The sequence below is a fragment of the Microcoleus sp. D3_18_C4 genome (genome assembly GCF_036702355.1).
GTDB lineage: Bacteria > Cyanobacteriota > Cyanobacteriia > Cyanobacteriales > Microcoleaceae > Microcoleus.
Window position 1 is genome coordinate 22,324 of sequence record NZ_JAUBTF010000046.1, and the last position, 26,960, is coordinate 49,283.

Genomic DNA, 26,960 nt, shown 5'->3' on the forward strand with positions numbered 1-26,960 from the left:
TGGAGCATGTCCAGCACAATCTCGCTCTCGAAGCTGCCAAGAATTCACCTGAAATGTAGCCCCATATTACTCAACTGCAACAACAGGCAGCTAAATGGTTTAACGAACACCTGACAAGATATTGGCGGACAACACATGACTTTGATTCCTAGTAAACTGTCCCGCATTTAAACAGTTAACTGTTGACGTTCCCCCTCTGCCATTCCCCGACTCGGACACTCTGGCCTTCTCCCCCTATCCCGCTCTGCCATAATGAGCCATTTATAGGCGTAGCAGCTTTATGTCTCTTCGCTCAACTCACGAAACATTAAATAATATCAATAAAACTTGACTTGCGGTCATAAAAAAGTTATATAAAGCTTTTTTGTGGAAGACAAATCGATTTTTTTGCTATATTGACCTGCAATTAAGATAATTATTGTGGTTAAGTGAGGATTTGAACGGATGAAAAACTTGAATTGCTGGAATAAACCCGCTGCATTGCTGGGCGCGCTCGCGATCGTAGCCGGAAGTTTGCAGGCGAATGCCATCGGTGTTGCCGCCCCATCAACATCCACTGTCAGTCAAGATGCTGAAAATATTTCCTTTGAAGATAGCGCCACGTTTCAAATAGCCCAGGCTGGCAACCTTTGCCGCAAAGTCACTCCCAAAGAAGGTTTGACGGTTCGTCAGAACCCAGACCCCAAATCCCCTAGAGTTGGCGGGGTAGCACTTAACACACAGGTAACGCTGTCCCAAGGTGCTACTTCTGTTAAAGCCTCCGACGGTCGCCTCTGGATTCAAATTACCGCTCCCGTCACAGGGTATGTGGCTAGTGGCTATCCCAACGACGAAAGTAATTTAGGTTCGTGCACAATTAGTCAAACTCCTTCCCCAACTCCTGCACCAGCGCCAGCACCAGCGCCAGCACCAGCACCAGCACCAGCGCCTGCACCGGCACCTTCCCCAAGTCCCGCACCAGCGCCAGCACCTGCACCAGCGCCAGCACCAGCGCCAGCACCAGCACCAGCACCAGCACCAGCACCAGCACCAGCACCAGCACCAGCACCAGCGCCAGCGCCCGCACCAGCGCCCGCACCAGCGCCAGCGCCAGCACCAGCCCCAGCACCAGCCCCAGCCCCAGCACCAGCCCCTGCAGTGGGCCCTGTAAGTCTGTGTCGCCAAGTAGAACCTCGCGTAGCGCCGAAGGGTCTAGTTATCCGCGCGGAGCCTTCAAAGACTTCTGCTGTTAAAGGCAGCGTAGCGGCTAACGGTCAAGTAACGCTTGTTCCCAATTTCCAATTAGTGAAAGATAAGAATGGAGAACAGCGCAATTGGCTTGAGATTTCAGGCCCTGTGCCCGGATTCATCTCGGCTGGAAATTTGATCATGTGCAAGTAAACTTCTGAGTTTGATCGCTCTTTTTGACTAAAAGAGCGATCGACACCGAAAATAGTTTTAAGTTATTGTGGCGCAGCCAGGAAACAACGCGGATCCCAGATTGCTTCCTGGACTTACGCAGGAATAACTGATTTCTGTCGCGAGTCAGCGGTAGCTAATCTTTCTGGGCCTCTGTTTTTCATCATCGGTTGCGTAAAGTCCTAGCTTGCTTCCTCGCAACGAAGGCGGGGTGAAGAAATTTAAGCAAAAAGCCGATCGACCTTTCTACCTACAGAGCCCGCTTGCCCAATCTCGGTGTCCGCGATTTGGTTGACACTTCGATTGTCGGCCAATCCAGACAATTTCCCACTTATTTTGCCTGAGTCTGAGTTCGATTCGGTGTCGCATTCCGGCAACAGAATCGTCAGCTAAACCGACGACTGTATGCACAATTACTGCTGTTTCTCCCGTGGGATATTCAACTGCAATTTGGTCGCTTTTTCGGCCTTCAGATTCTCGGTCACTGCTAAAGAGTTTTGCTGCGATATCTTTGGGGTTGGAGACGGTAATTTTGCGATCGACAAGGAACTGTTTAGCGTTAATTTCTTCGTAGTTCGATCGGGCGGCGGGCTGCCCCATTGCTGCGATGGGAATTTGGATGCAGGCGAAAACAGCTAGGAAAAAGAGCGATCGCTTGACAATTGATTTGTTCATGAGGCTTCCGATTCTGCGAGAAATTTTTGTCTCCGAGACGCGAAAGCCGCCAAATCTGCTTCGGTGAATTGAGTTTGCTGCCATGAGGGGCGGGCAAGCAGTCGATCGCACCAAGCTTTAATTTTAGGATAGCCGTCTATGGAGACATCAACCCAAGATAGCAAGGGCACGACGGTGCCGGCAACGCACTCGGCAAAGGTAACAGTGTTGCTAGCGAAAAAAGGGCGATCGTCCAACAAACCTTCAAAGAATTTCAACACAGTATCGACTTTTTCCTTAGCCTTTTCGATTTCCTCCAGTTCAGGAATTCCCCAGCCCATTTTTTCACTGCTGAGGGGGTAAAGTGCCGGCGCAAGTTCGTTAACCGTGACCAATTCTACCATTTTCACAACTGCCAAATCTTGCGGATCTTTCGGCAGCATTGCCGGTGCTGGATACTTCGCTTCTAGATAGTCAAGAATTGCTAAAGACTCGACGACAGTGAAGTCATCATCGACCAAAACAGGGATGCGGTGAAAAGGATTCATGGCGACAAACTCAGGTTGCAAGTGATCGCCGTCCAAGTGGATTTCTACTAATTCAAAGTCGAGGTTTTTTTCTAGGAGGGCGATCCACACGCGGCGGGAGTTGGCGGAAATGGGAGTGTGGTAAAGTTTCATAAATGGTGTGCCTGGTTATTGATAGGTAATAAAAGCCACATTTTGATTATGCACTTAGGCGGATCAGTTTTTGTTGGCTTCTCTCCAAGTTATTCGAGAGCTTGACCTGAAATTACTCTGATCCGTTTACAGGCTTCCTCCGCCGTCATCGCCTCGCTAGTTTCCCACTCTGCAAAAGTCACTTCTAGGGCTTCAGATAGCGCTTGTTCCTAAGCGATATTTTCCCGTCCAGTATTCTGATCTAAACTTGTCGTCATATCTGCGAGGAGAAGCTCTAAAAATTTAATATCGTTCCCTAGATCGGCAGCCTCATCCTCATCTACATCTTCAATTACTTGCAAACTTTCTTGATAGGCATTTATTTGATGTTCAATGGCTTTTATCATAAATCTTAAATCTTTAAATGATAGATTCATATTATTTCCATTCCCAAGGACGAATATTTAGCAATCCCTAACTAGGCAGTTGCTTGAAGAAGCATATCCTCTACTTGTCTAATTTCCTCCCAATTAATTACGGCAACCCAAAGACTTTCCTCTTCAGAATATTGCACCACGCCATCCACTTCTAATTCTTCACTATAGAGGGTGAGCAATTGACCATTTTGCAATTTAATATTTTGGCGACTTAAATCTTCAATTGTACCAACACAATTCAGACGAAGGCGACTCTGTTTATCAGCATTATGAAAGTCTGCAAAGATTCTAGAAGAACTCATATTTCTTACTACACTTAAGATGAATTTTTTGAGGGGAAAATTTACGCAACTGCCTCACTAAGATGAGATTGTAGGGTGCGTCAGACGAAGTGATGGATTAATATAACCAGGGTTTGAGGGTCTGACGCACCCTAATCTATGTGCCAGTTGCCTAAGTCCTAGATGGGTTAGGAATCGTTGGTGTCAGCAGAAGACTTGCTTTTTCTGGTGTTAAGCCAGTCAGAGTTGCATGATTTAAACTTCTGCCAGAAGTACGGATCACATCTCCACCTTCGGAACGAACTTTACCCACTGTGGTAACACCAACTTGTCTATGAGGGATTGGTAATGCTAATTCTGCTACAGACAATTCTACTGCACATTCTACAGAAATTCCCGTGATACCGCTGGGGTGGGTTCCTATGGCACGTTGAATATCTTCTGGATGATTACGACCACCACGAACTACTAAGGCTTCGTTGGGAATTATCTCTACATTTGTTTTAGTCATGTTCAAATTTGATTAAAATTTCTAGTTTTAATGTCACCGCAGGGTTGGGCTATTAGGTTGTGACCTTGCGTTTTGAGTAAAAAAATATATTATTTAATATCTCTGAAAAAAGTATTTAACTGATCTTCAGAGTTAAAGTCATGCCTACGCTAACAATACTCCGGACAGTTTTTGAGACAGAGGCTGAAACCCGCATTCTACCGTTAGCATTTGACCTCACTGAGAAGGCTGAAACCCTCATTATACCGTTAGTGGTTGAAAACTGTCCGGACTATTGCGCTAAAAGCACTTCCAAATAGAACAGGGCGGACATTTTTGCCCGCCCCATCAAACTAGCTATTAGTAATCAAACGATCGATTAATTAGTAATCGAAGTCGCCGCCGCCCATGCCGCCGCCAGCGCCAGCAGCAGCGCCATCCTTCGGTTCAGGCTTGTCAACGACGATGCACTCGGTTGTCAGCACCATACCAGCAATAGATGCGGCATTTTGCAGAGCAGAACGAGTTACCTTCGCAGGGTCAACGATACCAGCTTCAAACATATCGACAAACTCATTTGTCGCTGCGTTGAAACCAACGTTGAACGGCTTTTCTTTGACGCGCTCAGCAATCACAGCGCCATTCAAACCAGCATTTTCAGCAATCCGCTTCAGAGGAGCAGCCAGAGCCCGTGCCACAATCAAAGCACCGGTCAATTCTTCGCCCTTCAGGCTGCTGTTAGCCCACTCTTCTAATTGAGGAGTCAGGTGAGCCAAAGTTGTACCGCCGCCAGGAACAATTCCTTCTTCGACAGCAGCTTTGGTTGCGTTGATCGCATCTTCAAGACGCAGTTTGCGATCCTTCATTTCTGTTTCGGTAGCCGCGCCGACTTTGATGACTGCGACGCCACCAGCCAATTTGGCCAAACGTTCTTGCAGCTTTTCTTTGTCGTAGGAAGACTCGGTTTCGTCCATTTGACGGCGAATTTGTTCGCAGCGAGATTTGACTGCGACTTCGTTACCTTCGGCAACAATTGTGGTGCTGTCTTTGGTGATGGTGACGCGACGAGCTTTGCCGATTACTTCCAGCTTGGTGTTTTCCAGTTTCAAACCGGCATCTTCGGTGATCAGTTGACCGCCGGTCAATACGGCGATATCTTCTAACATGGCTTTGCGTCGATCGCCAAAACCAGGTGCTTTAACAGCAGTCACGTTCAACACACCGCGCAGTTTGTTGACAACGAGGGTAGCTAAAGCTTCTTTCTCAATGTCTTCTGCAATGATCAACAGCGGGCGGCCGGAACGGGCTACTTGTTCGAGCACTGGTACTAAGTCTTGTACCAAGCCGATTTTCTTGTCTGTCAGCAAGATGAAGGGTTCTTCGAGAATCGCTTCCATCCGTTCGGTGTCGGTAACAAAGTAGGGAGAAATGTAGCCTTTGTCGAAGCGCATCCCTTCGGTGATTTCCAATTCGGTGGTCATAGACTTCCCTTCTTCCAGGGAAATCACGCCTTCCTTGCCCACCTTGTCCATTGCGTTGGCAATCATTTGGCCGACTTCATCGTCGTTACCAGCAGAGATGGAGCCGACTTGAGCGATGGCTTTGGAATCTTCTACTTGTTTGGCGTGTTCGGCAATTTTTTCTACCAAAAACGTGGTTGCTTTGTCAACACCGCGCTTGAGGGCGATCGCATTTGCGCCGGCTGCTACGTTACGCAGACCTTCTTTGACCATGGCGTGAGCCAAAACGGTAGCTGTTGTGGTACCGTCGCCTGCTGCGTCGTTGGTTTTGGAAGCTGCTTGACGGATCAGGGCAACGCCTGTATTTTCTACGTGGTCTTCTAGTTCGATTTCTTTGGCGATGGTAACACCGTCATTGACGATTTGAGGAGCTCCGAATTTCTTTTCGAGAACCACGTTACGGCCTTTGGGGCCGAGGGTTACGGCCACTGCTTCGGCCAAAATGTCCATACCGCGTTCGAGGGCGCGACGTGCATTTTCGTTGTAGATGATACGCTTAGCCATAGTTTTTGGGGATGAGAGGATTTGAGATTTTGGATGGGGGATGATGGATTTTAGTCATTTGTCCCGTGTCATTAGTTGTTTGGCGGCGTTCGCTTTAAACTAATGACTGATGACTAAGGACTAAGGACTAAGGACTGATGACTAATGATTAATTAGTTAACGATCGCCAGAATGTCTTTTTCTGCAAGCAAGACGTATTCGTCTGTGCCGAGTTTGATGTCGGTGCCGGCGTACTTCGAGTAGAGAACTTTGTCGCCGACTTTGACTTCCATTTCAATGCGGGTGCCGTCGTCATTGCGCTTGCCGGGGCCCACGGCCGCGACTTCGCCTACTTGGGGCTTTTCCTTAGCTGTGTCGGGCAGAAGGATGCCGCCGGCGGTTTTTTCTTCGCTAGCGCTTACTTTTACGAACACGCGCTCGCCTAACGGTTTAACGGTAGAAACACTCAGTGATACTGCTGCCATAAATAAATCTCCAGATTACAGATTGTCGTCAGTCGTCAGGGGTCACGATGAAAGCAACAGCGGACTACTTACAACTGACATATTAGCACTCTCGACTCCTGAGTGCTAATTTAGCTCTAGAAAGGGGCGATCGCAACTTAGTTGTCAGTACGGGTTCCCGAACCGAGCATGAGTTGAAGGGAAGGAGAGGGGGGAGTGCAGGGCTGTTTCATTCTCCAAAAAACGAGGATTTTGTAGGGGTAGTGCCCCCGTGCCTACCCTCCCCACCGACGATTTTTCGGTTATTTCATAGGTAGGGGCAGCCACGGGGGGCAGCCCCTACAAGACAATGAAACCGCCCTGGGAGTGGACGCTGTGGTGATGACTTTAGACCGCTAACCAATTACTTTTGAGTGATGAATAAAATGACAGAAAATAACCAGGAATATTGCAGCCAAGGCTTGAGCGCTTGCGTCCAAAGCCTGGGAATCGCTCAAATCGAGCGGCATATTTTTATCTGTGCCGACCAAACCGTGCCCAAGTGCTGCGCTCGGCAAACCAGTCTGGAGGCGTGGAATTACTTAAAAAAACGCTTGCAAGAATTGGGGTTGGACAAGCCAACTGCCACTCGACCAACCTGCGTTTTTCGCACCAAAGCCAATTGCCTGCGAGTGTGCGCGTCTGGCCCGATTATGGTAGTCTATCCAGACGGAGTGTGGTATCGCGACGTTACTCCACCCGTCATTGAGAGAATTATTCAGGAACATCTCCTAAACTCAAAGGTCGTTCAAGAATACGCTTTCTTGACTCATCCTTTGCCAGTGCCTGCTGAGGCGGAGCAAAACGTCTAATTATAGCGCTGTTAAAGTACATGGGTATAATTAAAGGTTAAATTTAAGGTTAAGGGTGAGAATTTGAGACAGTTTGGCTTGCGGGCAATCGCACCTGCTACAGCTCCATAAAACTGTAGTTAGGTTCTTGTCTTCCCTGGGTGGCTTCCCGTGTTTCTGGTGTTTCTCAAAAGGTACACCAAAAAAATCGATCGGAGGAACTGTGAAATTTTGTGCAAAAATTTCTCAGTGGCAGACACTAAGCAGGTTGCCAAACTACACTAGAAACAGTTAAATACGTAAGTAGGGAGTCTGCTTAAATTTCTCTATATCAGAAGTATCATTTAAAACCGGGGCATTAACCTGAAATTGAACCGATCGAGATTAAATATTTAACTTGCGCTCTGTTAGGCAATCTCCAATCAATCAAGGCCGATCTTGACAGGGCGATCGTCCATTACTGGTTTTGGCTGCGTTCCAGGTCGTAAGACACTCAGAAACAGCCGTCGATTACAGGTTGGGAAGCGGTAATACCCGCCCCGCTTTCCCTCACCGCCATCCCTTCAGTCGATCGTCGTCCTCCACTCCCAGCCGGGTGGCGGGGGACTGACCGAAAAAACAGAAGTGAAAAGAAGGAAGTATGCGGGATACTTTAGCGGGAATAAACATGACAAAGGACAATAATTCAGGAGAACAAAAACGGCTGATGCTGGTTGACGACGACCCCAATTTGATCTTGCTGGTCAAGGACTACTTGGAGTTTCGGGGTTACAACGTCATTACAGCAGAAAACGGCAGAGACGCTCTGGAAAAACTAGAACAAGAAGTTCCCGACTTGATGATCTGCGACGTGATGATGCCGGAAATGGATGGCTACACTTTAGTCAAACACATCAGAGAAGACCCTCGCACGAGCTGGATTCCGGTTCTTTTCTTGTCCGCAAAAGGTCAAAGTTCAGACCGAGTAAAAGGCTTGAGCACTGGGGCTGACGTTTATATAGTCAAGCCTTTTGAACCAGAAGAACTGGTGGCCCAAGTGGAATCTTCTCTGAAAGCAGCATCCCGCTTGATTAGCCACTCAAATCCCGGTATGGACAGTGGCCCAAAAATTAAGGCGCGCCGCAATGTCGAATTGACTCCCACTGAGTTAAAGGTCGTACAGTTGCTAGCGCAGGGTATGGCAAACCGCCAGATCGCAGACGTGATGAATGTCAGCCAGCGGACAATCGAAAGCCACGTCAGCAATATGCTGGGCAAAACAGGTCTGCACAACCGGACAGAGTTAGCTCGCTGGGCTCTTGAAAGCAAAAAGGCTTGAGCGGAGGTAGTCTGCGCTATGAAATCAGGGGAGCAAAATCTACTGCTATGCGCTGGGCGTATGCCTGCTTGGCGGTAGGGCGGTGGGCACGGTAGTTTGAAGGCGCCATTAACCTTGACACGGCAGCCGGTATTGAGTTACTAGGCGTATAGTTTGTGAGGGCCCCTCGCTCAAATGCAAGCAGGGTTAAAAGAACCCTCTGGCGGTAGAGCCGAAAATATGAAATACTGGGGAGATGGAGTTTTCTGAAGTCTAATCTATTGCCTCAGTTAGCTCCATGTTGCTAAAATGTGATATTTAGATTAACTTCTTTCTACAATTATTAGGTCTAAGTTTCTATGACAAACTTAATGAACCGCCTTTCTATTTTTGTGGACGGGAACAATATGTTCTACGCTCAACAAAAGAACGGTTGGTTTTTTGATCCTCGCAGGGTGCTCGAATATTTCAAAACTTCGCAGCCGAATGTCATCTTGATCAATGCTTTCTGGTATACGGGTCTCAAAGACCCCCAAGATCAAAGGGGATTTCGAGATGCTTTGATCAGTCTGGGTTACACGGTTCGCACTAAAATTCTTAAGGAATATTACGACGATGCTTCGGGCAGATATTCTCAAAAGGCTAATTTAGACATAGAAATTGTGGTTGATATGTTTAATACCGTGGATCAATACGACCAAGTTGTGCTGTTTAGCGGGGATGGGGATTTTGAGCGGGCGATCGAGCTGCTCCGCTCGAAAAATACTCATATTACTGTGGTATCAACCGAAGGAATGATTGCTAGAGAGTTACGAAATGCTACAGATAGGTATATAGACCTAAATGAAATTAGGGAACATATCGAGAAGATGGATTATTAGTCAGTAGTTATTAGTCATTAGTCATTAGTTATTAGTCATTAGTCATTAGTCAGCAGTCATTAGTCAGTAGTTATGGGTTATGGGTTATTAATTATTCGTTATTGGCGCGAGACAGGGGACTGGTGACTGGAGGCTAAAAATCCAGAAAAACGGACAAGTAAAAATCAGGAAAACACTTTTTTAGAGCTATGAAAACTCAACCAAGTCAAGACCGGATTATTATTTTCGATACGACTTTGCGAGACGGAGAACAATCTCCGGGTGCATCTCTGAATGTGGATGAAAAGCTGACGATCGCTCGCCAGTTAGCGAGATTGGGCGTGGATGTGATTGAAGCGGGTTTCCCTTTCACCAGCACGGGAGATTTCGAGGCAGTCCAAAAAATAGCCCGATCGGTTGGCACAGAAAATGGGCCGACAATTTGCGGTTTAGCGAGGGCGAGAAAGGAGGATATTAAAACAGCAGCCGAGGCTCTGAAACCTGCCGTAAATTCGCGAATTCATACGTTTCTGGCTACGTCCGATATTCACTTGGAGTATAAGCTGAAAAAGACGCGGGCTGAGGTTCTGGAAATTGTACCGGAAATGGTGGCTTACGCTAAGTCTTTTGTGGATGATGTGGAGTTTTCGCCGGAAGATGCTTGTCGATCGGAACCGGAGTTTTTGTATCAGGTTCTAGAACGAGCGATCGCAGCGGGTGCGACTACTGTTAATATTCCCGATACTGTCGGCTACACGACTCCGAGCGAGTTTGGGGCTTTGATTCGGGGAATTAAGGAAAATGTGCCGAATATCGATCGCGCAATTATTTCGGTTCACGGTCACAATGACTTAGGATTGGCTGTTGCTAACTTTTTGGAAGCTGTGAAAAATGGCGCCAGACAGTTAGAATGTACGATTAACGGGATTGGCGAACGGGCGGGAAATGCAGCTCTGGAAGAGTTGGTAATGGCGCTTTACGTGCGGCGCCAATATTATAATCCGTTCTTGGGCCGGCCTGCAGATTCTGAGGAACCGCTGACAAATATTGACTCGCGCCAAATTTATAAAACCTCGCGGTTGGTTTCCAATTTGACGGGGATGTTGGTGCAGCCAAATAAGGCGATTGTCGGGGCAAATGCTTTTGCTCACGAGTCGGGAATTCACCAAGATGGGGTGCTGAAAAATAAGCGGACATACGAGATTATGGACGCTGAGTCGATCGGCTTAACCGAAAATCAAATCGTCCTGGGTAAATTGTCGGGGCGCCACGCATTTCACACTCGCTTGAAAGAGTTGGGTTTTGAAATGGCCGACGATGAGCTAAATAAGGCTTTTGTCAAGTTTAAGGATTTGGCAGACAAGAAAAAAGAGATTACTGATTGGGATTTAGAGGCGATCGCCAACAACGAAGTGCACCAAGCACCGGAACTTTTCCGGTTAGAATTGGTGCAGGTTTCCTGTGGCGACAAATCTCGCCCGACAGCAACTGTCACTGTGCGGAATCCGGCGGGCGAAGAATTGACCGATGCGGCGATCGGCACTGGGCCTGTGGATGCGATTTACAGGGCAATTAACCGGGTGGTAAACGTACCCAACGAGTTGATCGAGTTTTCTGTACAATCGGTAACAGCGGGCATCGATGCGATCGGCGAAGTAACAATTCGCTTGCGGCACGAAGGCAAAGTATTTTCCGGCCACTCAGCAAATACCGACATTATCGTAGCGTCCGCAGAAGCATACATCAGCGCTTTAAATCGCCTGTATCAGGCATTGCAGCATACTACTGAAAAATCGTCGGAACAGCCAACTCAGATCAGAAATGAAGTTGTTGCAGAAGCACAGCGCTGATAAATTTCTTGTCAGCCATTTTTCTTGAAACAAACCGCAGACGAACCCAGATCGAAGCAGATAAATCTCAATTAATCTGCCTTGATCCGGGTTTATCTGCGGTTTAAAATTACTTTTTTTTACTAATAACCAACTCTTGAAAAATGCAAGACGAAACTTTAAAAAAAGAGCGCCAATTCCACGATGCTTGGGCATCCACAATCGATATTGACGGCATTCGAGTCAATGATTACTTTGAAGCTTGTACGGCCCCAGAAAATAGATTTATCGTCCAGCAAATGGGCGATATTACAGGCAAACGCCTGTTAGATTTAGGCTGTGGCGCGGGAGAAAATAGCGTTTATTTTGCTAAAAAAGGCGCGAATTGTGTGGCGGCCGACTATTCTCAAGGCATGGTAGAAGTTGCTCTGAAATTGGCAGAGAAAAACGGCGTCAAAATAGACGGCTGCACGGTGAATGCAATGGCGCTCGATTTCCCGGACAATAGTTTTGATATTGTTTATGCTTCTAATTTGCTGCACCATTTACCAGAACCTGACAAGGCAATTCGCGAAATGCACCGCGTGCTGAAGCCTGGGGGGAAAGCTTGTTTTTGGGACCCGATGAAGCACAATCCTGTGATTAATGTTTACCGCAGGATGGCGACTGAGGTGCGGACGGAGGATGAAAGTCCTTTGGATATTAATATTGTGAAACTTGTTCAATCTTTGTTTTCGGAGACGGCTTATGATACGTTTTGGCTGACGGCGCTTTGGATTTTCTTGCGCTTTTATTTGATAGAAAAAGTGCATCCGAATGAGGAGCGTTATTGGAAAAAGATTATCATTGAACAAGAGAGATTGAAACCGGAATACTCTCGGTTGGAAGGGTTGGATGGATTTTTGAAGAAGTTGCCTTTGATGAAGCGCTTGGCTTGGAATTTGGCTGTGGTGGCAACGAAGTAATTAAAAGAAGTACAATAAGTCAAAGCATTTAATTAAGAGGCTAATTATGCCAGAAACTATTACTGCTATCTACGAAAACGGGGTTTTTCGTCCCTTGAGTTCTGTGTCTTTCAAGGATGGGGAAACTGTGGAAATCACAATTGTAGCAGAAGTGTCGCCGGAAGAACTCAAGGGCGATCGCGAAAAAGCGATTAAGTTGATGGATTTACGAAAATTGATGGGTTTGCCAACAAAACAGTTTAAGCTAGATGCAGCCGCAGAACAAAAGCGGCGCGAACTGTTTGAAAAACTCAAGGGAAGAGTGGGGAAACCTCTTTCTGAAATCGTTATTGAGGATCGCGGCCCGTGGTAAATGCCTATTTCTTAGACACCAGCGCTTTGGTTAAACGGTATGTGCCTGAATTGGGAAGTAATTGGATTCAATCCATTACTGTTCCTGCAGCAGGTAACTTTCTCGCGATTTCTCAAATTACTTGGGTGGAGGTATGCAGCGCTTTTTCACGCCGCCAACGAGAGGGTACTCTATCTGTCGATGAGGTTGACCAACTTATGGGAGATTTTCGCACGGATTTTGACAACCAGTATGAAGTTCTTGAAGTCGATCGCACTTTGATAGAAACAGCGGGCGCACTGGTGATACAAAACCCGCTGCGGGCTTATGATGCTGTGCAATTAGCGTCAGCTTTGCGCGTTCAATCTACTCTCGTTTCCGTGCCAGATACTCAACTAATTTTTGTTTCGGCGGACAACCGATTGCTGAATATTGCTCAGTCGGCAGGGTTGGCGATTGATAATCCTAATAATTATCCGTAATCAAGGTGTTGGTAGTGAGGAATGCAAGTCTTCATACCAATCAGAGGACTAAAGTCATTACTAGAAACTAATTTTAGTGGGATCGTTATTTATAGGATTTCTTTCAAAGTTTTAATTAATATTTGATTCTGTTCCTCCGTACCTACACTAATCCGCAATTTGTCTTCTAATCGAGGCTGATTGAAGTATCGAATCAATATTCCCCGTACTTTCAGTGTTTGATAGATCCTTTCTGCATCGCCGTTTGGTGGTCTAACTAACAAAAAGTTGGTTTGCGAGGGCCAAACGTCAAAGCCTAATTCCTGGAAAGTAACGGCTAGTTTTGCTCGCGAAGCCTTAATCTTTTCGGCATTGGCTGTTTTGTGATCTTGATCTGCGATCGCACCCGCCGCCACTGCATAGGCTAAAGCATCCACATTGTAGCTGTCTTTGACTTTATTTAATTCAGCCAGCAGCGCCGGATTTGCTATGGCAAAACCCAGCCTCAATCCTGCTAGGGAATAACCTTTGGAAAGCGTCCTCAAAACTATAACATTACTGTACTTTCCTGTCAAGTTCAAAGCATTTTCTTCGGCGAAATCTACATAAGCTTCGTCGATCACAAGAATGCCCGATAACTCTTTAGCCAGTTTCTCCAAATCTGCAACAGATATGGCTGTTCCCGATGGACTGTTGGGCGAAGCTACAAATGTCACTGCACCCTGGGCTGCTATTAGCAAATCGACTGGTAACTTGTAGTCGTCGGGATAAGGAACTTCAACAAATTCTGCATCTTGAATTTGTGCCAAAGTGCGGTACAATACATAGGTTGGCGCGGGACAAACAATCTGTTTCCCAGATTCGCCCACAGCGCGAACTATCAAGTTTAATAAATCGTCGCTGCCGTTACCTACCGCAATCCAATCGTCTGGTACTCCTAACACTTTACTAGCAGCGATGCGGAAACTTTTGCCACTTGGATCTGGATAGCGCCGCAGCATTTCTCCGTCTATTTCCTGAAGCACTTTTAAGGCTTTGGGAGAAGGCGGATAGGGATTTTCATTAGAATTTAGTTTAATAATTTTTGTGCCTAGCGGTGGCTGTTCCCCCGGCACATAGCCAGACATTTCGTGGATGCTTTTGCGAAAGTAATTCATCTATTAATTCAGTTTTGTGGAACGGGCATCTTGCCCGTTCTTGATAATGGTGCAAGATATCAAGTTAAACAAATTATATCAAACAATTAGTGACTATCCGTGTTATACCCAAATCAATTAACTTTTGCATATCCGCTCGATCGTCCACCGTCCAGGCTACAATGTCAACTCCCTGACTCCGGCTTTCTTGAATTAGTGCGGGGTTTTCCAGCAAAACGCGATACTGGCTGCTAATCAAATTATCCTGATAGGTCACAGCTTGAGCTAATTGAGTTTTGTACGCTTCTAGATTAGCAACAATATGTCCGATCGCCAAATCGCCAGATAGCCGCCGCACTTGTTCCAGAAACCCATCGTTAAAGGAGGTAATAACGCATTTATGTTGGATTTCTTCGCCCTTCAAAGTATTGACAAAATCCGCCACATCTGCATCAGACCACTCGCAGTGCGGCTTGACATCAAAGTAAAGAAATTTGTCAACATTTTTGAGTATGGTTAATGCGGCTTTTAAAGTAGGAATTTTTTCTTGTGAAAATTCATCGCTAAACCATTTTCCCGCATTAAGTGTCTGCAATTGGGACAGAGTTTTTTCCCTAACTTTGCCAGAAACTCCAGTGATTCTATCTAATGTTGCGTCGTGAAAAATGACTGGTACGTTGTCGGCGGATAGCTGGATGTCAAATTCGATCGAATGAGCTCCACGGGCGATCGCCAGTTCAAAAGCTGCTAAAGTATTCTCCGGGGCGATCGCCGAAAATCCCCGATGTGCGATAATTTCTAAATTCACTGTCTTGTGCCCTCTAAAAAATCTGCCACAGTTTGATTAAAAGTTTCCGGTTCAGTCAAAAAAGACCAGTGATTCCCCGGTACTTTTGCAACAGTAAGATTTTTCAAGTATCTCTTGTATGGCTGCATTTGCCAAGCCATGCGATTTACGCCTTTTTCCGGCTGTACAAACAAAGTTGGTATCTCAATATTTTCAGTTAAACCGGCAACTTTCATCACTTCTGTAAATATCTGATTTCTGGCTGCAATTGCAAATTTACTGCCCCAACTTCCGTCGGATTTTTCTTCGATTTGCTGTTGGAATACCATTTGCTGCAAGTCACTCCAATCTGCGTATTCTCCCGATTGTTTGGCTGCTGCTTCTGCTTGGGATAAAGTCGCAAACGGGCCCACACATTTGAGACAGTCTAATTTTCGGTAAACAATTGGCAGGGTGAGTTTCATCGCGGCGGGCATTTTTGTGATGAAGATGGGGTCTACTAAAATCATACTGCAAAAGCGATGGGGATTTTGCCTCGCCCAAATCGGTGCTAGTTTGCCCGTCCAAGAATGTCCTAAAATGTGGGCGTCTGGCCAGTGGAGATGTACCATCAAAGCTTCTAAATCTGCGATCGCACTTTCAAAAGTATAGCCGATTTTTGGTTTGCTACTTTCTCCGTGACCGCGCATATCTGGCGCTACAATATGATAGCGGTTGGACAAGTAATTGCCCAAGTTAGTCCAGACACACGCACTATCTGCTAAACCGTGCAGCAGCAGCAAACGGGGATATTTTTCTTGACCTGTGTCTGGCTGCCATTCTAGGTAGGAAAGTTCAATGTCTGGTAAGTGCAAAGTATTACGAGTTGGCATAATTAGGGTATTTTATAGGTGGATAAATGTGATTTAACTTTTTTAGAAACAGGCAAGATGCCTGTTCCACAAGGAGTGAATTTTATTGTACTGTTTTGATAAACAGGCAAGATGCCTGTTTCACAAAGAATAAATCTTCTTGTGGGGCGGGGTGGGCTTCTAGCCCGCCCTTCTGACTTAACCTTTGCCCTTCAAACTCAACAAAATAAACTGAGTTTTCTGCGCTTCATCAAAATTGTCATCGCTGACCAAAACTATACTCTGGCTGCCATCTGGCAAGCGCGGGCCGAGGGTCATCCCTTCTAAATTGTACAGCGGAATTCCGAGTTCGCTTAAGTCTAGCAGCAACTTTTTCTTAACAGGTTCGACCGCCACTCGCCCTTTGAAACTCTGGATTCTCGAAGTATCTGTAGCCGCCCCAACCGCTACTTGATAAATCCTAGCGCTGTATCCCGACAGCCCAAAAGAACGTTCTAAACTCAGAATCTGACCGCCACCGACAGTTACTAATTCTGTTAAACCGTTCAAAATAGTCATGGGAACTTGGTCGAGATTGTAAAGATTTTCTGAGACTAATTGCGGCGTTTTATCGACGATGACATAATGTAAAAGACGGAGTTTACTTGCCTGTTCCGGGTCTAAATCTTGCATTAACGGCGCTTCCGTAGCTGCGAACAAACGAAACGGATCAAGACCGCCCGGACTAAAGGTTTCTGGGTCGATGGTTAAAGATTCAAAACCTAAATTGTCCACAACTCCTTGCTGCTGTTTTTCATCGCTGGCATCGGGAATATAGCGCTTTGGGATAGGCAAATTTCCCCGCATTTGCCCTGTTTTGAGGTCAAATTCTCCGAGAAAAGGAGGGATGCCCACATGAGTAACGCCTTCGCTGGCGACAAATATTGAATTGCGGGGAGAAAGGGCGATGCCTTCGGGATTTATGGAACCCCAAGAGAAGGTTTCACCGTCTGCTTTTTTGAGGGATGTAACGCCGTCAACGGTAACTTTTTTCAGGCGAATATTGCCGGGATCACTTGATGTTAGGTCGAGTCGGAGACTGTAAAATCTGGCTTCTCCGTTTTCGCTGGGGTCGTCGGAAAGAGCGTAAAAGCGATAAGCTTTGGAAGTGACTGCGCTAATACCTTTGGGGTCGTAGGTAATTCCTGACAAACCGCCGACTGGTACTCCTTCAAAATTCATTTTTGGCAATTCGTACTCGCCCAAAAATTCTAGGGACATTTCTGGAAAAGAGCGGTCTTTTGCAACTGCGGGAGGCGGGGCGCAAGCTGTGCAAACAGTTAAGAGAATAAGGGCTAGACTAAATAAGCGTAAAATACGCTCGCCCAGCGTCTTTAAATGCCAATAATTGCTCAGCACGGTGACATTTATTTTGTTGCTCTTGTTGAACTGTTTACTTTTGTGCCATCTTTGTGACATAATTTATACCGTTTTGTAGATATGCAAAACTTGATGTTTCCAGAAGAAATGCCGAATCGCGGCAACCAAATTTTTAGAATGAGAAGTTCTGTACCAATTGGGTGCTTGCTTTTCCTGTGGCTGTGTGCTGGTTCTATTGCTAGCGCCCAAACTAATCCACCAGCCCTCGATCAATTTTCTCCTAATCCTCTAGAAATTACCACACCCGATCCCCTCACTCCCGCCACTGAATCTTTGAGCAGCACTCAGCGGGATGAACTGACAGCGGCTTTGGAAGAGTTAAACTTAGAAGCAGCGACTAAACTGCAAGCTGGAGACGGCGCGGGTGCTTTTGAAATTTGGTTCCGAGAATTGCGGCTGCGGAGGTATCTGGGCCCGGCGGCGGAAATTGCTGCTTTGAGTCGGGTGGGAAGTGTTGCTTGGAGTAACAGTAAAAACCTCGAACTACAGCTTATTACTAAACGGTTGCAAGCAATTCAAAAAGAAGTCAAATCCCAAGTACCACTTAATACTGAGTTGCTACCCGCCTTCGCTGCGGCTTTTCAGCAGGTGCGCGCTAAAGGCCCGACTGTAGAAGTTTACCAAGAAATTCTCGAAAATGCGCGCCAAAACCAAGATATATTGGCTCAAGGTCAGATTTTGAAGGCGATCGGGCTAATTCACATCAATTGGTTGAGTTACGATAAAGCTGCTCCGGTGTATGAGGAATTGGCAACTTTAATTCAGGAAAACCGGGATTTATTTGCTGCTAATTCTGCTGTGCAAAATTCTGCGGTAGTTGCGGGAAACGGCGCGCCGCCGCAGCCTGTAACTCCTCCAACTGAGGTAGATGCTCTCAGACAGTTGGCCTATGTTTACCAGCAGTCGAAACAACCCCTAAAGGCGATCGCAGCTAGGGAAAAACTAGCCTCAGTGTATCTTAACTTACAAAATCCCAGCGCTATACCACCGCTCAAAATTGCGATCGCCAGTGATTACCAAACCATAGGTCAAATCAATTTAGCCGCTCAATACTATCAGGAAGCCTACAATTTAGCCGTCCCCATTCAACAGTATGCCCAAGCTAGCGAAGCTTTGGATAAATTAGCATTGCTTTACCGAGCGCAAAAGCAGTGGGAGCCGACTTTGCGGATCTATCAAATGCAGTTGCTGTTAGAAGAGCGGGCTTACAATTTCTACGGATTGATGAACACTTACGACAATATCGGTCAAGTTTATCAGGAGATGAAGGCTTACGATAAAGCTTTGGAATCCTATCAAAAAGGGTTGGAAGTGGCTAAAAAATTGGGACACAGACAAGAGTATTTTGCTAAGAAAATTCAAAAAGTTAACAAGCAATTGCAAAGAACTTCGTAGTTGTCAGCAGGCAATAATGACAAATTGCAATGTGAGTAATTTAAATGCAGTAGGTAGGCGGGATTAAACTGAACAATGTAACAGTATGTAAACATTGCTCTGTCAGCCACGCTTAGAGCTAAGGAGACTTTACAATCGTTTACATAGTTGCGTTTTACAGCGCCTACCTACTTATTTTAGATATCTATATATCCCCTGGGTTGAATAACCCCGTTGTCTATTCTGAACCATTGGTGAGAATCTATATTTCTCACGTATACTGTTCCTTTTACGGTTAAATGTTTTTGAATTCCTTCGGCTTTCATCATCTTCTGCGCTATATTTAAGGGAACAAAGCCATCTTTGCAAAATTTTTCCCTGGCCTTATTTATGAGCTCTGCACCTTCAGCGAGAACCTTGGGTGAGAAATTTTTGCTGCACGCCAATGTCTCTGGAGTTACAATCCAATCATCTTGTTCAACCATTGATTAACTATTGTGATAAAATTACAATTATAATCTTTGCATTCAGAATGTCTTTAAATCGCTGTATCAGCAGAAATAGAAGCTTGCCTCTCCCACTCCCCAAAACCCTGGATATTGCCTACTTTTCGGCATTGCCCCTTCTATATCAAAATAGTGTGCCAGTGGTAAGTAGGTACGCAGGATTAAACTGAACCATGTAACAGTATGTAAACATTGCTCTGTCAGCCACGCTTAGGGCTAAGGAGACTTTATAATCGTTTACATAGTTGCGTTTTACAGCGCCTACCTACTTAAGGTGTGCAATGCACACCCTACCAAACTACTTTTGACGGGTAACTTTCTCGCGATATAGAATAATATACTACATCTGTTTCGTAGTAATGAGCATTTTTTTCATATTTCATGCCAACTTTCTGTATCACCCGCTGGGAGGCGATATTTTCTGGGCGGGCGATCGCAACTATTCTCTCCAATTTTAATATTTTAAATCCATAGTTGAGACTAGCAAAAGATGCTTCAGTCGCCAATCCTTGATTCCAATAAAGTTTGTTGAGTACATAGCCAAGCTCAACTTCCGGTGTCTGATCCAGCAAACCCAGTCCGCAGCGACCAATCATTTTACGGTCTATTTTATGTACTACAGCCCACATTCCAAAGTTGTTTTCTTCCCAACGTTTGAGCATGGTATGAATGGCTATTTCTGTTGCTTCTCTACTTCTAACTCCTGTGAGGTATTTCATTATTTCCCGATCGCTGTAGATGCGGTACAGATCGTCTAAGTCGTCTGGCGTAAATAGTCTCAGATACAATCGGGCTGTCTCTATCTCTTGCATGATGACAGTATAACCTTTAAGATTAGATTATAGTACCACTTTGGCGGGCTACAAACATTTTAGTTGGGTTTCGTTCCTCAACCCAACCTACTGTTACAAGAAAACACTCTTTGTGAAACAGGCATCTTGCCTGTTACTGATATTAGTGTCAAATATTGATTCTATTTGTTACAATTATTAATTAGATATATTGTAAAGTTTTTGCCATCAATGACAATTTCCTCACCAGTAGCAGACACCAAAAACAAATCCGGCCAGGAAACAGACTGGCGGTTATTCATGAGGTTGGCATCTTACGCAACCCGCAGCAAACGCTTGCTGATTATTTCGATCGCACTATTAGTACCGCTAGCAGTCTCAGGAGCAATTCAACCGATTCTCATCGGACAGGCAATTTCGGTAATTCGCTCGGAACCTACCTACGAATTCTTGCGGGGAGTGCCTCTATCTGCTGCATTGAATATTTTGGCAGTTTTGCTCATGCTAACTATAACACTTAGATTAGCACTGCAATCACTTCAAGGGTATTTAGTCACGAAAGTAGGGCAAATAATTACTACAGATATTAGAAATGATTTGTTCGCCCACGTCACATCGCTAGCAGTGAGATTTTTCGATCGCACTCCTGTCGGTAAATTGATGACTCGCCTCACCAGCGATGTAGAAGCTTTGGGAGAGGTTTTCTCTTCAGGGGCGATCGGCATTGTCAGCGATTTATTTTCAATTTTAGTAATTGCCATTTTCATGTTTACCATGCAGTGGCAACTAGCTTTAATGTTGGTGCTGATGATGATACCAATTACCGCAGTCATAGTTTATTTCCAGTACCAATATCGCATAGCAAATTACAATACCAGAGAAGAACTTTCCGAACTCAACGCCCAACTGCAAGAAAACCTGACTGGTATTGGCGTAGTGCAGCTATTCCGCCGCGAAAGCTTCAATTCACAATTGTTTCGCGTCACCAATAAACGCTACATTAAAGCAGTTGACAAAACTATATTTTACGACTCAGCGGTATCTGCAACATTAGAATGGATTGCTTTAGTAGCGATTGCAGCCGTTTTGTGGATGGGGGGTCAAAGGGTTTTAGCAGGTAATCTTAACTTCGGTACTCTGTCTGCATTCATTTTATTTGCTCAGCGTCTGTTCGACCCGCTGCGGCAATTTGCCGAAAAATTCACCGCTATTCAAGCAGGATTTACCGCCGTCGAACGGATTAGCGATATTCTCAACGAACCGATCGAAATTAAAGATCCCACTAGCGGGAAGAGGGAAGAAGGAAGAGGGAAGAGGGAAGAGGGAAGAGGGAAGAGGGAAGAGGGAAGAAGGGCAGGTTATTCACCATTGTTGATAACTGGACATCCAGAGGCAACGGCTTACAACTTGTCTCCGTTCGATCGAGAATTGCCAGATAATCATCAAAATCCAGCAAGTTCAGAATATCGTTTAGTGCCTAACAATCCCCAATCACCCCCCGCCAACCCCACCTTGCTAAGGGGGGGAGAAAATGCCAAATCGCAGAATTCAGAATCGGGAGAAATCCAATTTGACAACGTGTGGTTTGCTTACAAAGAAGACGAATATGTCCTGCAAAACCTCAATTTCACCATCAAATCCGGCGAAAAAGTAGCATTAGTTGGCCCCACCGGTGCGGGCAAAAGTTCGATTATCCGTCTTCTGTGCCGCCTTTACGAACCTAGCCGAGGACGGATTCTGGTTAATCATGTGGATATTCGGGATTTGCCTCAAGCAGAGTTACGCAGGCATATAGGCGTGATTATCCAAGATGGCTTTCTATTTGCTGGTGACGTGAAGAGCAATATCAGCCTGGGAGAAAGTTACTCAATTGAGGAAATTCAAGCAGCAGCAGAAAAGACAAATGTTGCCCGTTTAATCGAACAGTTGCCTCAAGGTTATGATACGCAATTGCGGGAACGGGGAACGAATCTTTCGGGGGGACAAAAGCAATTATTAGCCTTTGCTCGCGCCGCTATTCGCAATCCCAGTATCTTAGTTCTAGACGAGGCAACTGCTAGTTTGGATGTGGGGACGGAAGCTTTAATTCAAGAAGCTCTAGAGCGTTTGATGGCGGACAGAACGGCGATTATTATTGCCCACAGGCTCTCGACTATCCGAAATGTCGATCGTATTTTAGTGCTCAAACGCGGGCAGTTAGTAGAGTCGGGCAGCCACGAAGAGTTGTTGCAGCTAGAAGGGTTGTATGCCAGTTTGTACAAGTTGCAAATGCTGGGAAGTTAATATCTGAAGGAAGAAGGAAGAAGGAAGAAGGAAGAAGGAAGAAGGAAGAGGGAAGAGGGAAGAAGGAAGAGGGAAAATTCTCGGAATCCCCTGATACCCGGCTTCTGGAAGAAGTCGGGTATCTAAAAGAATCTCAAATCTCAAATCTTAAATCGGCTCACTTGCCCGAAATCATTTTCCCCAGGGTTTCCGGCAAGTGAATTATATGTTGGAAAAGCTGATTGGGGCCGATGCCAAATAATAACTGCATCGTCAGCACAATTGCTGCTAAACCAATCGCTGTCCCGATGCTGGCTTTCAACACTTTAAAAGCCCAATTAAAGACTAGCCAAGATACAAGTAACGAAGCAATTAAGATAATTAGTTCTATTGGCATATAACATTTTTAACTTGATTTTAACTCTACATAAATTACGTATCAATACCAAAGAAACCGGGTTTTTTATCGGTTTTCAAGGCTCAATTGCAGTATTTCCGTAAAAAAACAGCTTTCTGCGTCCAGGACTGTACTTCTTACTTTAAGCAATACTGCCGCGCTTCCGTGTTTCCTTATAAGAAATTCCGACATTCTTTAAGCCGGCTTTAATCATTTGCTGCTCTAACAAAGCGAAAAAGCGAGTTCGATCGCCCCCCGTGACTACCGCTTGATTGTGAGCTTCTGCTAGCGTCACCGGATAGCCGCCGCCTTTGTGTACTTGAGCCAGCATCATTCCTAATGCTAAATCTAGCTGGTCTGTATCTTGTGCTACCCATTCCGGCACTTCTATTCTAGCAATTTCTGTGCCAACGTGAACGTAACAGAAATAAACTGAATTAAGGCCGTACAAATCTAAAATGCGAGCGTGAGATTTCCACAAAGGGCTTCTTTGTCCCGGTGACAGGATTGTTGCCCATAAGATGGCATCCCGCAAGGGTTCAAATTCTTGACAAGGTGCTTTTTCGGCGAAAGAAATTGTGGCAGCAAATCCGACGTTCGGGCAATTTGTCATGCAGTCTGGTACTTCGTGGGTGCAAGCTTCAAACCGCAAAAAAGATAAGCTTTCGCTGCTGCGAGAAGCGCTTAAGTATCCTAAGAGCGGAATTCCTGCTAAACGCAACTTGTCCCAAGCTTCTAAAATTGGTAGCAAAATTTGATCGCGCGCTTCGCTGGGTAACTGTTCCAAAAACCAATAAATCAGGGAACCGTCTACCATGGCTAAAGCTGGCGCGGGCAATTTATTGTCGTTAACTTTTGCCCAATTGCAGCCCATTTCTGCTAAGGCAATTGCTTCGGAAACTGCGCGCCGATATCCCATCCATTCTTCGGTTCTAATTCCCCACTGTCGCGAACCGTACAAGTCTTCGGGTTTGTAGAAAACCTCCGGCACGCTGTCTAAAACTGGGTGGCGGCTTTGTCCGTAGTGCAGCATGACTGTGCCGACGTTTAGCAGGTAGCAGTAGGCTATTTCGTGATGGTTGGGGGAAATTTGCGATCCGTCTGTCGCAAAGACTGTGTGGGCTGCGGGGGGTGCGGTGATGTAGGTACGATCGTCCAAGGGCTCGATCGGCGTGGCAGCATTGAATAAAGTGCGATCGCGCCAATTCTCTTGCAATTCCACCAATTTTTCCTGTTCCGCTGCAGCCTTTACCAGCAAATTCTGAGCCACTTCCAAACGTTGGCGAGCGGCGTGAGCTTCCACATTCAAATGTTGGCTCATTCCCTGCATTGCCTTGGCTGCTTTAGTTAAATCGAGCATGGGTTTTAAGTCTCAATATTAGAAAGCTTTCAAGCTGATAAATTATCAAAATACTTTTCAATTTTTTGGTTCCGAAGCTTGGTTTTTTGTTATACACGCGGTTTGAGCAACTAAAATACTTCGTACCATCCCGCAGAAATAGTAGAAAACCCGGTTTTTGAGGTCAAGAGTACCTGCAAGAGTCTATAAAAAAAACATTTTTTTTGTCGAGATCCTTGCTTTTATGAGGGATTTCTGTTATATTTATCTTATAATGGGATGGTTGCAAAAATATTATTTTTGCAACCATCCCATTATATTAAAATACCATGTCTACGCCGCCAAAGTCAACAAAAAAGATGTAAAATTTTGTGATTTTTTTGACTCTGAAAATCGAAAAAAAATCACACCTGTCAAAAAATCTAACATCAACAGTCGAGTGGCAGCCAATCGGCAAAATCTCCGGCAAACTGCGACAGAGAAAGCAATTGAACTGGTGGATTTTGAGCCACAGATTCCCGTTCGGGCAAAGTATTGTAACCCCAATCAGCCAAAAACAACCTGACCTGAGATAAATCCGGCTGCTGCTTCACCGACAGCAAAGTCTTTAACCTGTCTTCCACAAACCAAATAGTCGAATCTTTGCCAGACGCGGCCAAAAATTCCCGCAAAATTTGGTGTTTAGGCTTGTTGTATTCCTTACCAAAAATCAACTCCGGCGGCATTTGTACGCCTGCTAGCTGCAAAAGTTCCCGTACAAAACGGCCTTCCTTCGTAGTGACGATCGCCACTTTCACCGAACTCTCCTGCAACGAGTGCAAGCGATCCGCAACCCCTGGATAAAAGCGGTGCAAAGACAGCCACCCTGCTAAATCCTCAGCAATCCAATTATCGCGCAATCCGTCTAACATAGCGCCTACCGACTGCGCTTTCAAATTATTTTCGGTCAACAAATACGGTACTATATTGGGCCACTCTAGCAAAATTTCCTCTGGGGAAATTCCTGTCAGCAGTGCGCGGATTAGCAGCGGCATTTCCCAACCGGTTTCGATGGCGGGCCGCACTCGGTAAAAACTCAAAGCTAAATCTGGATCTGGCACTGTTTCTAATGGTTTCCATATTTGACAGTAGGTACGCCAAGCTGTTTGGAAATATTCGATTAGTCCGTCACAAATCACACCGTCAAAATCAAGAGCTAGAATTGTCGGAAAGTTATTAGCCATCAATCGATTTTAGATTTTAGATTTTAGATTTTGGATTGAAGAATTGAAGAATTTGAGAATTGAAGAAAGTGATATCACTGATGAATCCGGGGACTTGTTATCGGATACTATTTTTTGGTTGTGCCAGGATAAAGACGGGGGCTTGTACCCTGGCTGCTTTCGGTCACTGGATTGAATCATTGAAGAATTGACTATGCAAACACTCAGCAGTGATTGGTCAAGAGTCGTTATTCAAAAGACTGAACTAGCGGCTGAGTGGCAATCGATTCTAGTCCTTGGGACTGCAACAATTGCGTCCACTCGGCCGTCAGCCGCGAATCATCGGGTGCGCGGCGTCGCATTTCGGCTAGAGTCGCAAGAGTCTCGTACCAAATCCCATTTTTAGCATAAGCAATCACCTTAGCCATAGGATCGGGATTTGCCAAATCGTTCTTGAGATTTGCCTGGGGTTCAATTCGCTGCATCCATCCTTTAACAATATAATCTCCCGAACGCTCCAGAGGATCACAGGCTAGTGCAAACGACCACACATATCGTTTACCAACCTCAATATTTTTTGTCTTGTCTTTCTCAGAAAGGCTAACTCCAACAATTCCGGCTTTGTCATTTTTTAAAGTAGTTTCGTAGACTACTTCGGATTCATCTGCGTTTAGCAAAATAAACTCTACTTGAGCCGCCGGTTGAGAAACATATACAAAAAATGTTGGCGACTCTGTTAGCGTTAAGCCAATATTGCTTTCAGGTATTAAGGGAGTAATGAATAAACCATCCCGTAACTTACAGCCTCGATGCGTCCCCCCTTGCCTGTTGTCGGGGGCTGTTACATCGGGAGGTGTGAAATTAACATTCTGACTCAGCAGCATGGGTGCAGGCACAGCCTGCATCGGTGTCAGCAAACTGGGGAGAGTAACGGCGATCGCCAATACAGTCATCGCCAGTGCAGTAAAATTTATAAAACGTTTCATTTTTCCACCAACTTGTAGAAATATTTATAGAGCGTATCTCTAATGTTAACCCGGAGTTTTAGCTCCGGGCGCGATCGAGTAAATGGGTCGATTTTCACATCACCATCGACAGACCGATAAAATTTCCCGAAATAGCGAGATTTAAAGAGGCGCAACCAGTGGTTGAGCTGCAACAGATTCCAGTCCTTGGGACTGCAATAATTGCGTCCACTTAGCTGTCAGCTTCACATCCCCCGGTGTTTGACGCCGCATTTGGGCTAAAGTAGCGATAGTTTCGTACCAAATCCCATTTTGAGCATAAACGTTGAGCCTAGTCATCGGGTCGGGATTTGCCAACTCGCTCTTGAGAGTTGCCTGCGGTTCAATTCGCTGCACGAACCCTTTAACAACTAAATCTGCAGCTCGGTCTTCGGGGTCGCAAACTAGCGAAAATGACCATACGTATCGCTTACCAACTTCAAGGGATTTGTTGTTGTCCACGGTAGCCGGAATACTAACTCCAACAATCCCGGATTTGTCTAGTTTAAAGGTTTTTTCGTAGACCACTTTGTCCTCCTTTTCGTTGAGCAAAGTAAACTCTATTTCGGGCGAGGTGTTAGGAATATAGACAAAAATTGTGGGAGAATCTGTTAGGGTTAAACCGATATTAGTTGGAGGCACTAAAGGAGTAATAGATAAACCCGCTGGACAAAGCTTGTTGCCACGATGTGTCCCTCCCTGTCGGCCGGCCGGGGCTGTTACGTCGGGAGGCTTGAAATTAACATTTTGACTCAGTAAAAGCGGCTGAGATTGTGCGCGCATCGGTGTAAGTGAACTGGGTACGGTAGCTGCGATCGCAGATACGCCGACCGCAAGTGTAGCCCGATGTAGAAAACGTTTCATTTTGTTGTACCTTTCACTATAATTTCAAACACAGGCATTGGCTGATGGCGACAAATATTTTTGAGCTGC

28 protein-coding genes are annotated in these 26,960 nt (G+C 45.6%); 10 read left to right on the forward strand and 18 right to left on the reverse strand.

Translation table 11 applies throughout. The features are described from left to right. Positions 1 to 444 precede the first annotated feature (444 nt). On the forward strand, positions 445 to 1,380 hold the full coding sequence (locus QUA90_RS21070; RefSeq protein ID WP_333447529.1) for an SH3 domain-containing protein: 936 nt from the start codon (positions 445 to 447) through the stop codon (positions 1,378 to 1,380). A 264-nt stretch (positions 1,381 to 1,644) separates the two neighbouring features. Here QUA90_RS21070 and QUA90_RS21075 read toward each other — a convergent pair whose 3' ends face one another. The 7 genes from QUA90_RS21075 to groES all read right to left on the reverse strand — a co-directional run bounded on the left by QUA90_RS21075 (position 1,645) and on the right by groES (position 6,407). Then, a complete protein-coding gene (locus QUA90_RS21075; RefSeq protein WP_333447531.1) occupies positions 1,645 to 2,073 on the reverse strand; it encodes a hypothetical protein in 429 nt (142 codons plus the stop codon). After that, positions 2,070 to 2,732: a glutathione S-transferase family protein gene (locus tag QUA90_RS21080; protein ID WP_333447533.1), complete on the reverse strand. Its 663-nt coding sequence runs from the start codon at positions 2,730 to 2,732 to the stop codon at positions 2,070 to 2,072. Before QUA90_RS21080 ends, QUA90_RS21075 begins: the two co-directional genes overlap by 4 nt. A 209-nt stretch (positions 2,733 to 2,941) precedes the next feature. Then, positions 2,942 to 3,148, reverse strand: coding sequence for a hypothetical protein (locus QUA90_RS21085; protein ID WP_333447535.1), 207 nt, complete (start codon positions 3,146 to 3,148; stop codon positions 2,942 to 2,944). A gap of 41 nt (positions 3,149 to 3,189) precedes the next feature. Further along, positions 3,190 to 3,450: a hypothetical protein gene (locus QUA90_RS21090; RefSeq protein ID WP_333447537.1), complete on the reverse strand. Its 261-nt coding sequence runs from the start codon at positions 3,448 to 3,450 to the stop codon at positions 3,190 to 3,192. Positions 3,451 to 3,601: 151 nt separating this feature from the next. Continuing rightward, positions 3,602 to 3,940, reverse strand: a complete 339-nt coding sequence (locus QUA90_RS21095) for a flavoredoxin (protein WP_333447539.1) — start codon at positions 3,938 to 3,940, stop codon at positions 3,602 to 3,604. A 362-nt stretch (positions 3,941 to 4,302) separates the two neighbouring features. Next, positions 4,303 to 5,943, reverse strand: coding sequence for a chaperonin GroEL (gene groL / locus QUA90_RS21100; protein WP_333081100.1), 1,641 nt, complete (start codon positions 5,941 to 5,943; stop codon positions 4,303 to 4,305). Positions 5,944 to 6,095: 152 nt separating this feature from the next. Continuing rightward, positions 6,096 to 6,407, reverse strand: a complete 312-nt coding sequence (groES, locus tag QUA90_RS21105) for a co-chaperone GroES (protein ID WP_332945088.1) — start codon at positions 6,405 to 6,407, stop codon at positions 6,096 to 6,098. Between the two features lie 404 nt (positions 6,408 to 6,811). Here groES and QUA90_RS21110 point away from each other — a divergent pair, with 404 nt between their 5' ends. The 7 genes from QUA90_RS21110 to QUA90_RS21140 all read left to right on the forward strand — a co-directional run bounded on the left by QUA90_RS21110 (position 6,812) and on the right by QUA90_RS21140 (position 12,980). After that, complete coding sequence (locus tag QUA90_RS21110) at positions 6,812 to 7,237, forward strand: ferredoxin (protein WP_333383180.1); 426 nt, start codon at positions 6,812 to 6,814, stop codon at positions 7,235 to 7,237. A 646-nt stretch (positions 7,238 to 7,883) separates the two neighbouring features. Beyond that, positions 7,884 to 8,534 (forward strand): response regulator transcription factor, encoded by a 651-nt coding sequence (locus tag QUA90_RS21115; protein ID WP_333081102.1) that lies wholly within the window; start codon positions 7,884 to 7,886, stop codon positions 8,532 to 8,534. Between the two features lie 338 nt (positions 8,535 to 8,872). Further along, complete coding sequence (locus tag QUA90_RS21120) at positions 8,873 to 9,394, forward strand: LabA-like NYN domain-containing protein (protein ID WP_006633075.1); 522 nt, start codon at positions 8,873 to 8,875, stop codon at positions 9,392 to 9,394. A gap of 188 nt (positions 9,395 to 9,582) precedes the next feature. Continuing rightward, complete coding sequence (locus QUA90_RS21125; RefSeq protein ID WP_333447541.1) at positions 9,583 to 11,223, forward strand: 2-isopropylmalate synthase; 1,641 nt, start codon at positions 9,583 to 9,585, stop codon at positions 11,221 to 11,223. A gap of 143 nt (positions 11,224 to 11,366) precedes the next feature. Beyond that, entirely contained in the window at positions 11,367 to 12,167 is an 801-nt protein-coding gene (locus QUA90_RS21130; protein ID WP_333447543.1) for a class I SAM-dependent methyltransferase, read from the forward strand. 46 nt (positions 12,168 to 12,213) lie between these two features. Further along, entirely contained in the window at positions 12,214 to 12,519 is a 306-nt protein-coding gene (locus QUA90_RS21135; RefSeq protein WP_333447545.1) for an antitoxin family protein, read from the forward strand. After that, positions 12,513 to 12,980, forward strand: a complete 468-nt coding sequence (locus QUA90_RS21140; protein ID WP_333447547.1) for a type II toxin-antitoxin system VapC family toxin — start codon at positions 12,513 to 12,515, stop codon at positions 12,978 to 12,980. Before QUA90_RS21135 ends, QUA90_RS21140 begins: the two co-directional genes overlap by 7 nt. Before the next feature lie 89 nt (positions 12,981 to 13,069). Here the strand turns inward: QUA90_RS21140 and hisC are convergent, their stop codons facing one another. The 4 genes from hisC to QUA90_RS21160 form a co-directional block, all read right to left on the reverse strand. Continuing rightward, positions 13,070 to 14,116, reverse strand: coding sequence for a histidinol-phosphate transaminase (gene hisC / locus QUA90_RS21145; protein ID WP_333447549.1), 1,047 nt, complete (start codon positions 14,114 to 14,116; stop codon positions 13,070 to 13,072). A 73-nt stretch (positions 14,117 to 14,189) separates the two neighbouring features. Next, positions 14,190 to 14,903, reverse strand: a complete 714-nt coding sequence (locus QUA90_RS21150; RefSeq protein WP_333447550.1) for a glycerophosphodiester phosphodiesterase family protein — start codon at positions 14,901 to 14,903, stop codon at positions 14,190 to 14,192. Continuing rightward, positions 14,900 to 15,754: an alpha/beta hydrolase gene (locus tag QUA90_RS21155; protein ID WP_333447552.1), complete on the reverse strand. Its 855-nt coding sequence runs from the start codon at positions 15,752 to 15,754 to the stop codon at positions 14,900 to 14,902. The genes QUA90_RS21150 and QUA90_RS21155 overlap by 4 nt, the downstream gene beginning before the upstream one ends. 177 nt (positions 15,755 to 15,931) lie before the next feature. Further along, positions 15,932 to 17,191, reverse strand: a complete 1,260-nt coding sequence (locus QUA90_RS21160) for an esterase-like activity of phytase family protein (protein ID WP_333447554.1) — start codon at positions 17,189 to 17,191, stop codon at positions 15,932 to 15,934. A gap of 21 nt (positions 17,192 to 17,212) precedes the next feature. Between QUA90_RS21160 and QUA90_RS21165 the strand changes: the two genes are divergently transcribed. Further along, on the forward strand, positions 17,213 to 18,547 hold the full coding sequence (locus tag QUA90_RS21165; RefSeq protein WP_333447556.1) for a tetratricopeptide repeat protein: 1,335 nt from the start codon (positions 17,213 to 17,215) through the stop codon (positions 18,545 to 18,547). Positions 18,548 to 18,723: 176 nt separating this feature from the next. On the opposite strand, the gene QUA90_RS21170 is transcribed toward QUA90_RS21165, so the two are convergent. Together QUA90_RS21170 and QUA90_RS21175 are read right to left on the reverse strand one after the other, a co-directional pair. Beyond that, a complete protein-coding gene (locus QUA90_RS21170; RefSeq protein ID WP_333243041.1) occupies positions 18,724 to 19,011 on the reverse strand; it encodes a hypothetical protein in 288 nt (95 codons plus the stop codon). Between the two features lie 311 nt (positions 19,012 to 19,322). Continuing rightward, positions 19,323 to 19,844, reverse strand: a complete 522-nt coding sequence (locus tag QUA90_RS21175) for a GNAT family N-acetyltransferase (protein ID WP_333447558.1) — start codon at positions 19,842 to 19,844, stop codon at positions 19,323 to 19,325. Positions 19,845 to 20,054: 210 nt separating this feature from the next. Here QUA90_RS21175 and QUA90_RS21180 point away from each other — a divergent pair, with 210 nt between their 5' ends. Continuing rightward, on the forward strand, positions 20,055 to 22,106 hold the full coding sequence (locus tag QUA90_RS21180; protein ID WP_333447560.1) for an ABC transporter ATP-binding protein: 2,052 nt from the start codon (positions 20,055 to 20,057) through the stop codon (positions 22,104 to 22,106). Between the two features lie 157 nt (positions 22,107 to 22,263). On the opposite strand, the gene QUA90_RS21185 is transcribed toward QUA90_RS21180, so the two are convergent. The 5 genes from QUA90_RS21185 to QUA90_RS21205 form a co-directional block, all read right to left on the reverse strand. Beyond that, on the reverse strand, positions 22,264 to 22,482 hold the full coding sequence (locus tag QUA90_RS21185; protein ID WP_006633087.1) for a hypothetical protein: 219 nt from the start codon (positions 22,480 to 22,482) through the stop codon (positions 22,264 to 22,266). Between the two features lie 142 nt (positions 22,483 to 22,624). Next, positions 22,625 to 23,842 carry a DNA double-strand break repair nuclease NurA gene (locus QUA90_RS21190; protein ID WP_333447563.1) on the reverse strand — a complete coding sequence of 406 codons (1,218 nt, stop codon included), beginning with the start codon at positions 23,840 to 23,842 and terminating at the stop codon, positions 22,625 to 22,627. 407 nt (positions 23,843 to 24,249) lie between these two features. Further along, positions 24,250 to 25,044, reverse strand: a complete 795-nt coding sequence (locus tag QUA90_RS21195; protein WP_333447565.1) for an HAD hydrolase-like protein — start codon at positions 25,042 to 25,044, stop codon at positions 24,250 to 24,252. 227 nt (positions 25,045 to 25,271) lie between these two features. Continuing rightward, positions 25,272 to 26,009 (reverse strand): DUF928 domain-containing protein, encoded by a 738-nt coding sequence (locus QUA90_RS21200; protein WP_333447567.1) that lies wholly within the window; start codon positions 26,007 to 26,009, stop codon positions 25,272 to 25,274. Positions 26,010 to 26,150: 141 nt separating this feature from the next. After that, positions 26,151 to 26,891 (reverse strand): DUF928 domain-containing protein, encoded by a 741-nt coding sequence (locus QUA90_RS21205; protein ID WP_333211781.1) that lies wholly within the window; start codon positions 26,889 to 26,891, stop codon positions 26,151 to 26,153. Positions 26,892 to 26,960: the final 69 nt, after the last annotated feature.

Bases quoted from the DNA above. Each gene is read 5' to 3' on its own strand.
- QUA90_RS21070 (WP_333447529.1), top strand. From the start codon at position 445: ATGAAAAACTTGAATTGCTGGAATAAACCCGCTGCATTGCTGGGCGCG.
- QUA90_RS21075 (WP_333447531.1), bottom strand. From the start codon at position 2,073: ATGAACAAATCAATTGTCAAGCGATCGCTCTTTTTCCTAGCTGTTTTC.
- QUA90_RS21080 (WP_333447533.1), bottom strand. From the start codon at position 2,732: ATGAAACTTTACCACACTCCCATTTCCGCCAACTCCCGCCGCGTGTGG.
- QUA90_RS21085 (WP_333447535.1), bottom strand. From the start codon at position 3,148: ATGAATCTATCATTTAAAGATTTAAGATTTATGATAAAAGCCATTGAA.
- QUA90_RS21090 (WP_333447537.1), bottom strand. From the start codon at position 3,450: ATGAGTTCTTCTAGAATCTTTGCAGACTTTCATAATGCTGATAAACAG.
- QUA90_RS21095 (WP_333447539.1), bottom strand. From the start codon at position 3,940: ATGACTAAAACAAATGTAGAGATAATTCCCAACGAAGCCTTAGTAGTT.
- groL (WP_333081100.1), bottom strand. From the start codon at position 5,943: ATGGCTAAGCGTATCATCTACAACGAAAATGCACGTCGCGCCCTCGAA.
- groES (WP_332945088.1), bottom strand. From the start codon at position 6,407: ATGGCAGCAGTATCACTGAGTGTTTCTACCGTTAAACCGTTAGGCGAG.
- QUA90_RS21110 (WP_333383180.1), top strand. From the start codon at position 6,812: ATGACAGAAAATAACCAGGAATATTGCAGCCAAGGCTTGAGCGCTTGC.
- QUA90_RS21115 (WP_333081102.1), top strand. From the start codon at position 7,884: ATGACAAAGGACAATAATTCAGGAGAACAAAAACGGCTGATGCTGGTT.
- QUA90_RS21120 (WP_006633075.1), top strand. From the start codon at position 8,873: ATGACAAACTTAATGAACCGCCTTTCTATTTTTGTGGACGGGAACAAT.
- QUA90_RS21125 (WP_333447541.1), top strand. From the start codon at position 9,583: ATGAAAACTCAACCAAGTCAAGACCGGATTATTATTTTCGATACGACT.
- QUA90_RS21130 (WP_333447543.1), top strand. From the start codon at position 11,367: ATGCAAGACGAAACTTTAAAAAAAGAGCGCCAATTCCACGATGCTTGG.
- QUA90_RS21135 (WP_333447545.1), top strand. From the start codon at position 12,214: ATGCCAGAAACTATTACTGCTATCTACGAAAACGGGGTTTTTCGTCCC.
- hisC (WP_333447549.1), bottom strand. From the start codon at position 14,116: ATGAATTACTTTCGCAAAAGCATCCACGAAATGTCTGGCTATGTGCCG.
- QUA90_RS21155 (WP_333447552.1), bottom strand. From the start codon at position 15,754: ATGCCAACTCGTAATACTTTGCACTTACCAGACATTGAACTTTCCTAC.
- QUA90_RS21160 (WP_333447554.1), bottom strand. From the start codon at position 17,191: ATGTCACAAAGATGGCACAAAAGTAAACAGTTCAACAAGAGCAACAAA.
- QUA90_RS21165 (WP_333447556.1), top strand. From the start codon at position 17,213: ATGCAAAACTTGATGTTTCCAGAAGAAATGCCGAATCGCGGCAACCAA.
- QUA90_RS21170 (WP_333243041.1), bottom strand. From the start codon at position 19,011: ATGGTTGAACAAGATGATTGGATTGTAACTCCAGAGACATTGGCGTGC.
- QUA90_RS21175 (WP_333447558.1), bottom strand. From the start codon at position 19,844: ATGCAAGAGATAGAGACAGCCCGATTGTATCTGAGACTATTTACGCCA.
- QUA90_RS21180 (WP_333447560.1), top strand. From the start codon at position 20,055: ATGACAATTTCCTCACCAGTAGCAGACACCAAAAACAAATCCGGCCAG.
- QUA90_RS21185 (WP_006633087.1), bottom strand. From the start codon at position 22,482: ATGCCAATAGAACTAATTATCTTAATTGCTTCGTTACTTGTATCTTGG.
- QUA90_RS21190 (WP_333447563.1), bottom strand. From the start codon at position 23,842: ATGCTCGATTTAACTAAAGCAGCCAAGGCAATGCAGGGAATGAGCCAA.
- QUA90_RS21195 (WP_333447565.1), bottom strand. From the start codon at position 25,044: ATGGCTAATAACTTTCCGACAATTCTAGCTCTTGATTTTGACGGTGTG.
- QUA90_RS21200 (WP_333447567.1), bottom strand. From the start codon at position 26,009: ATGAAACGTTTTATAAATTTTACTGCACTGGCGATGACTGTATTGGCG.
- QUA90_RS21205 (WP_333211781.1), bottom strand. From the start codon at position 26,891: ATGAAACGTTTTCTACATCGGGCTACACTTGCGGTCGGCGTATCTGCG.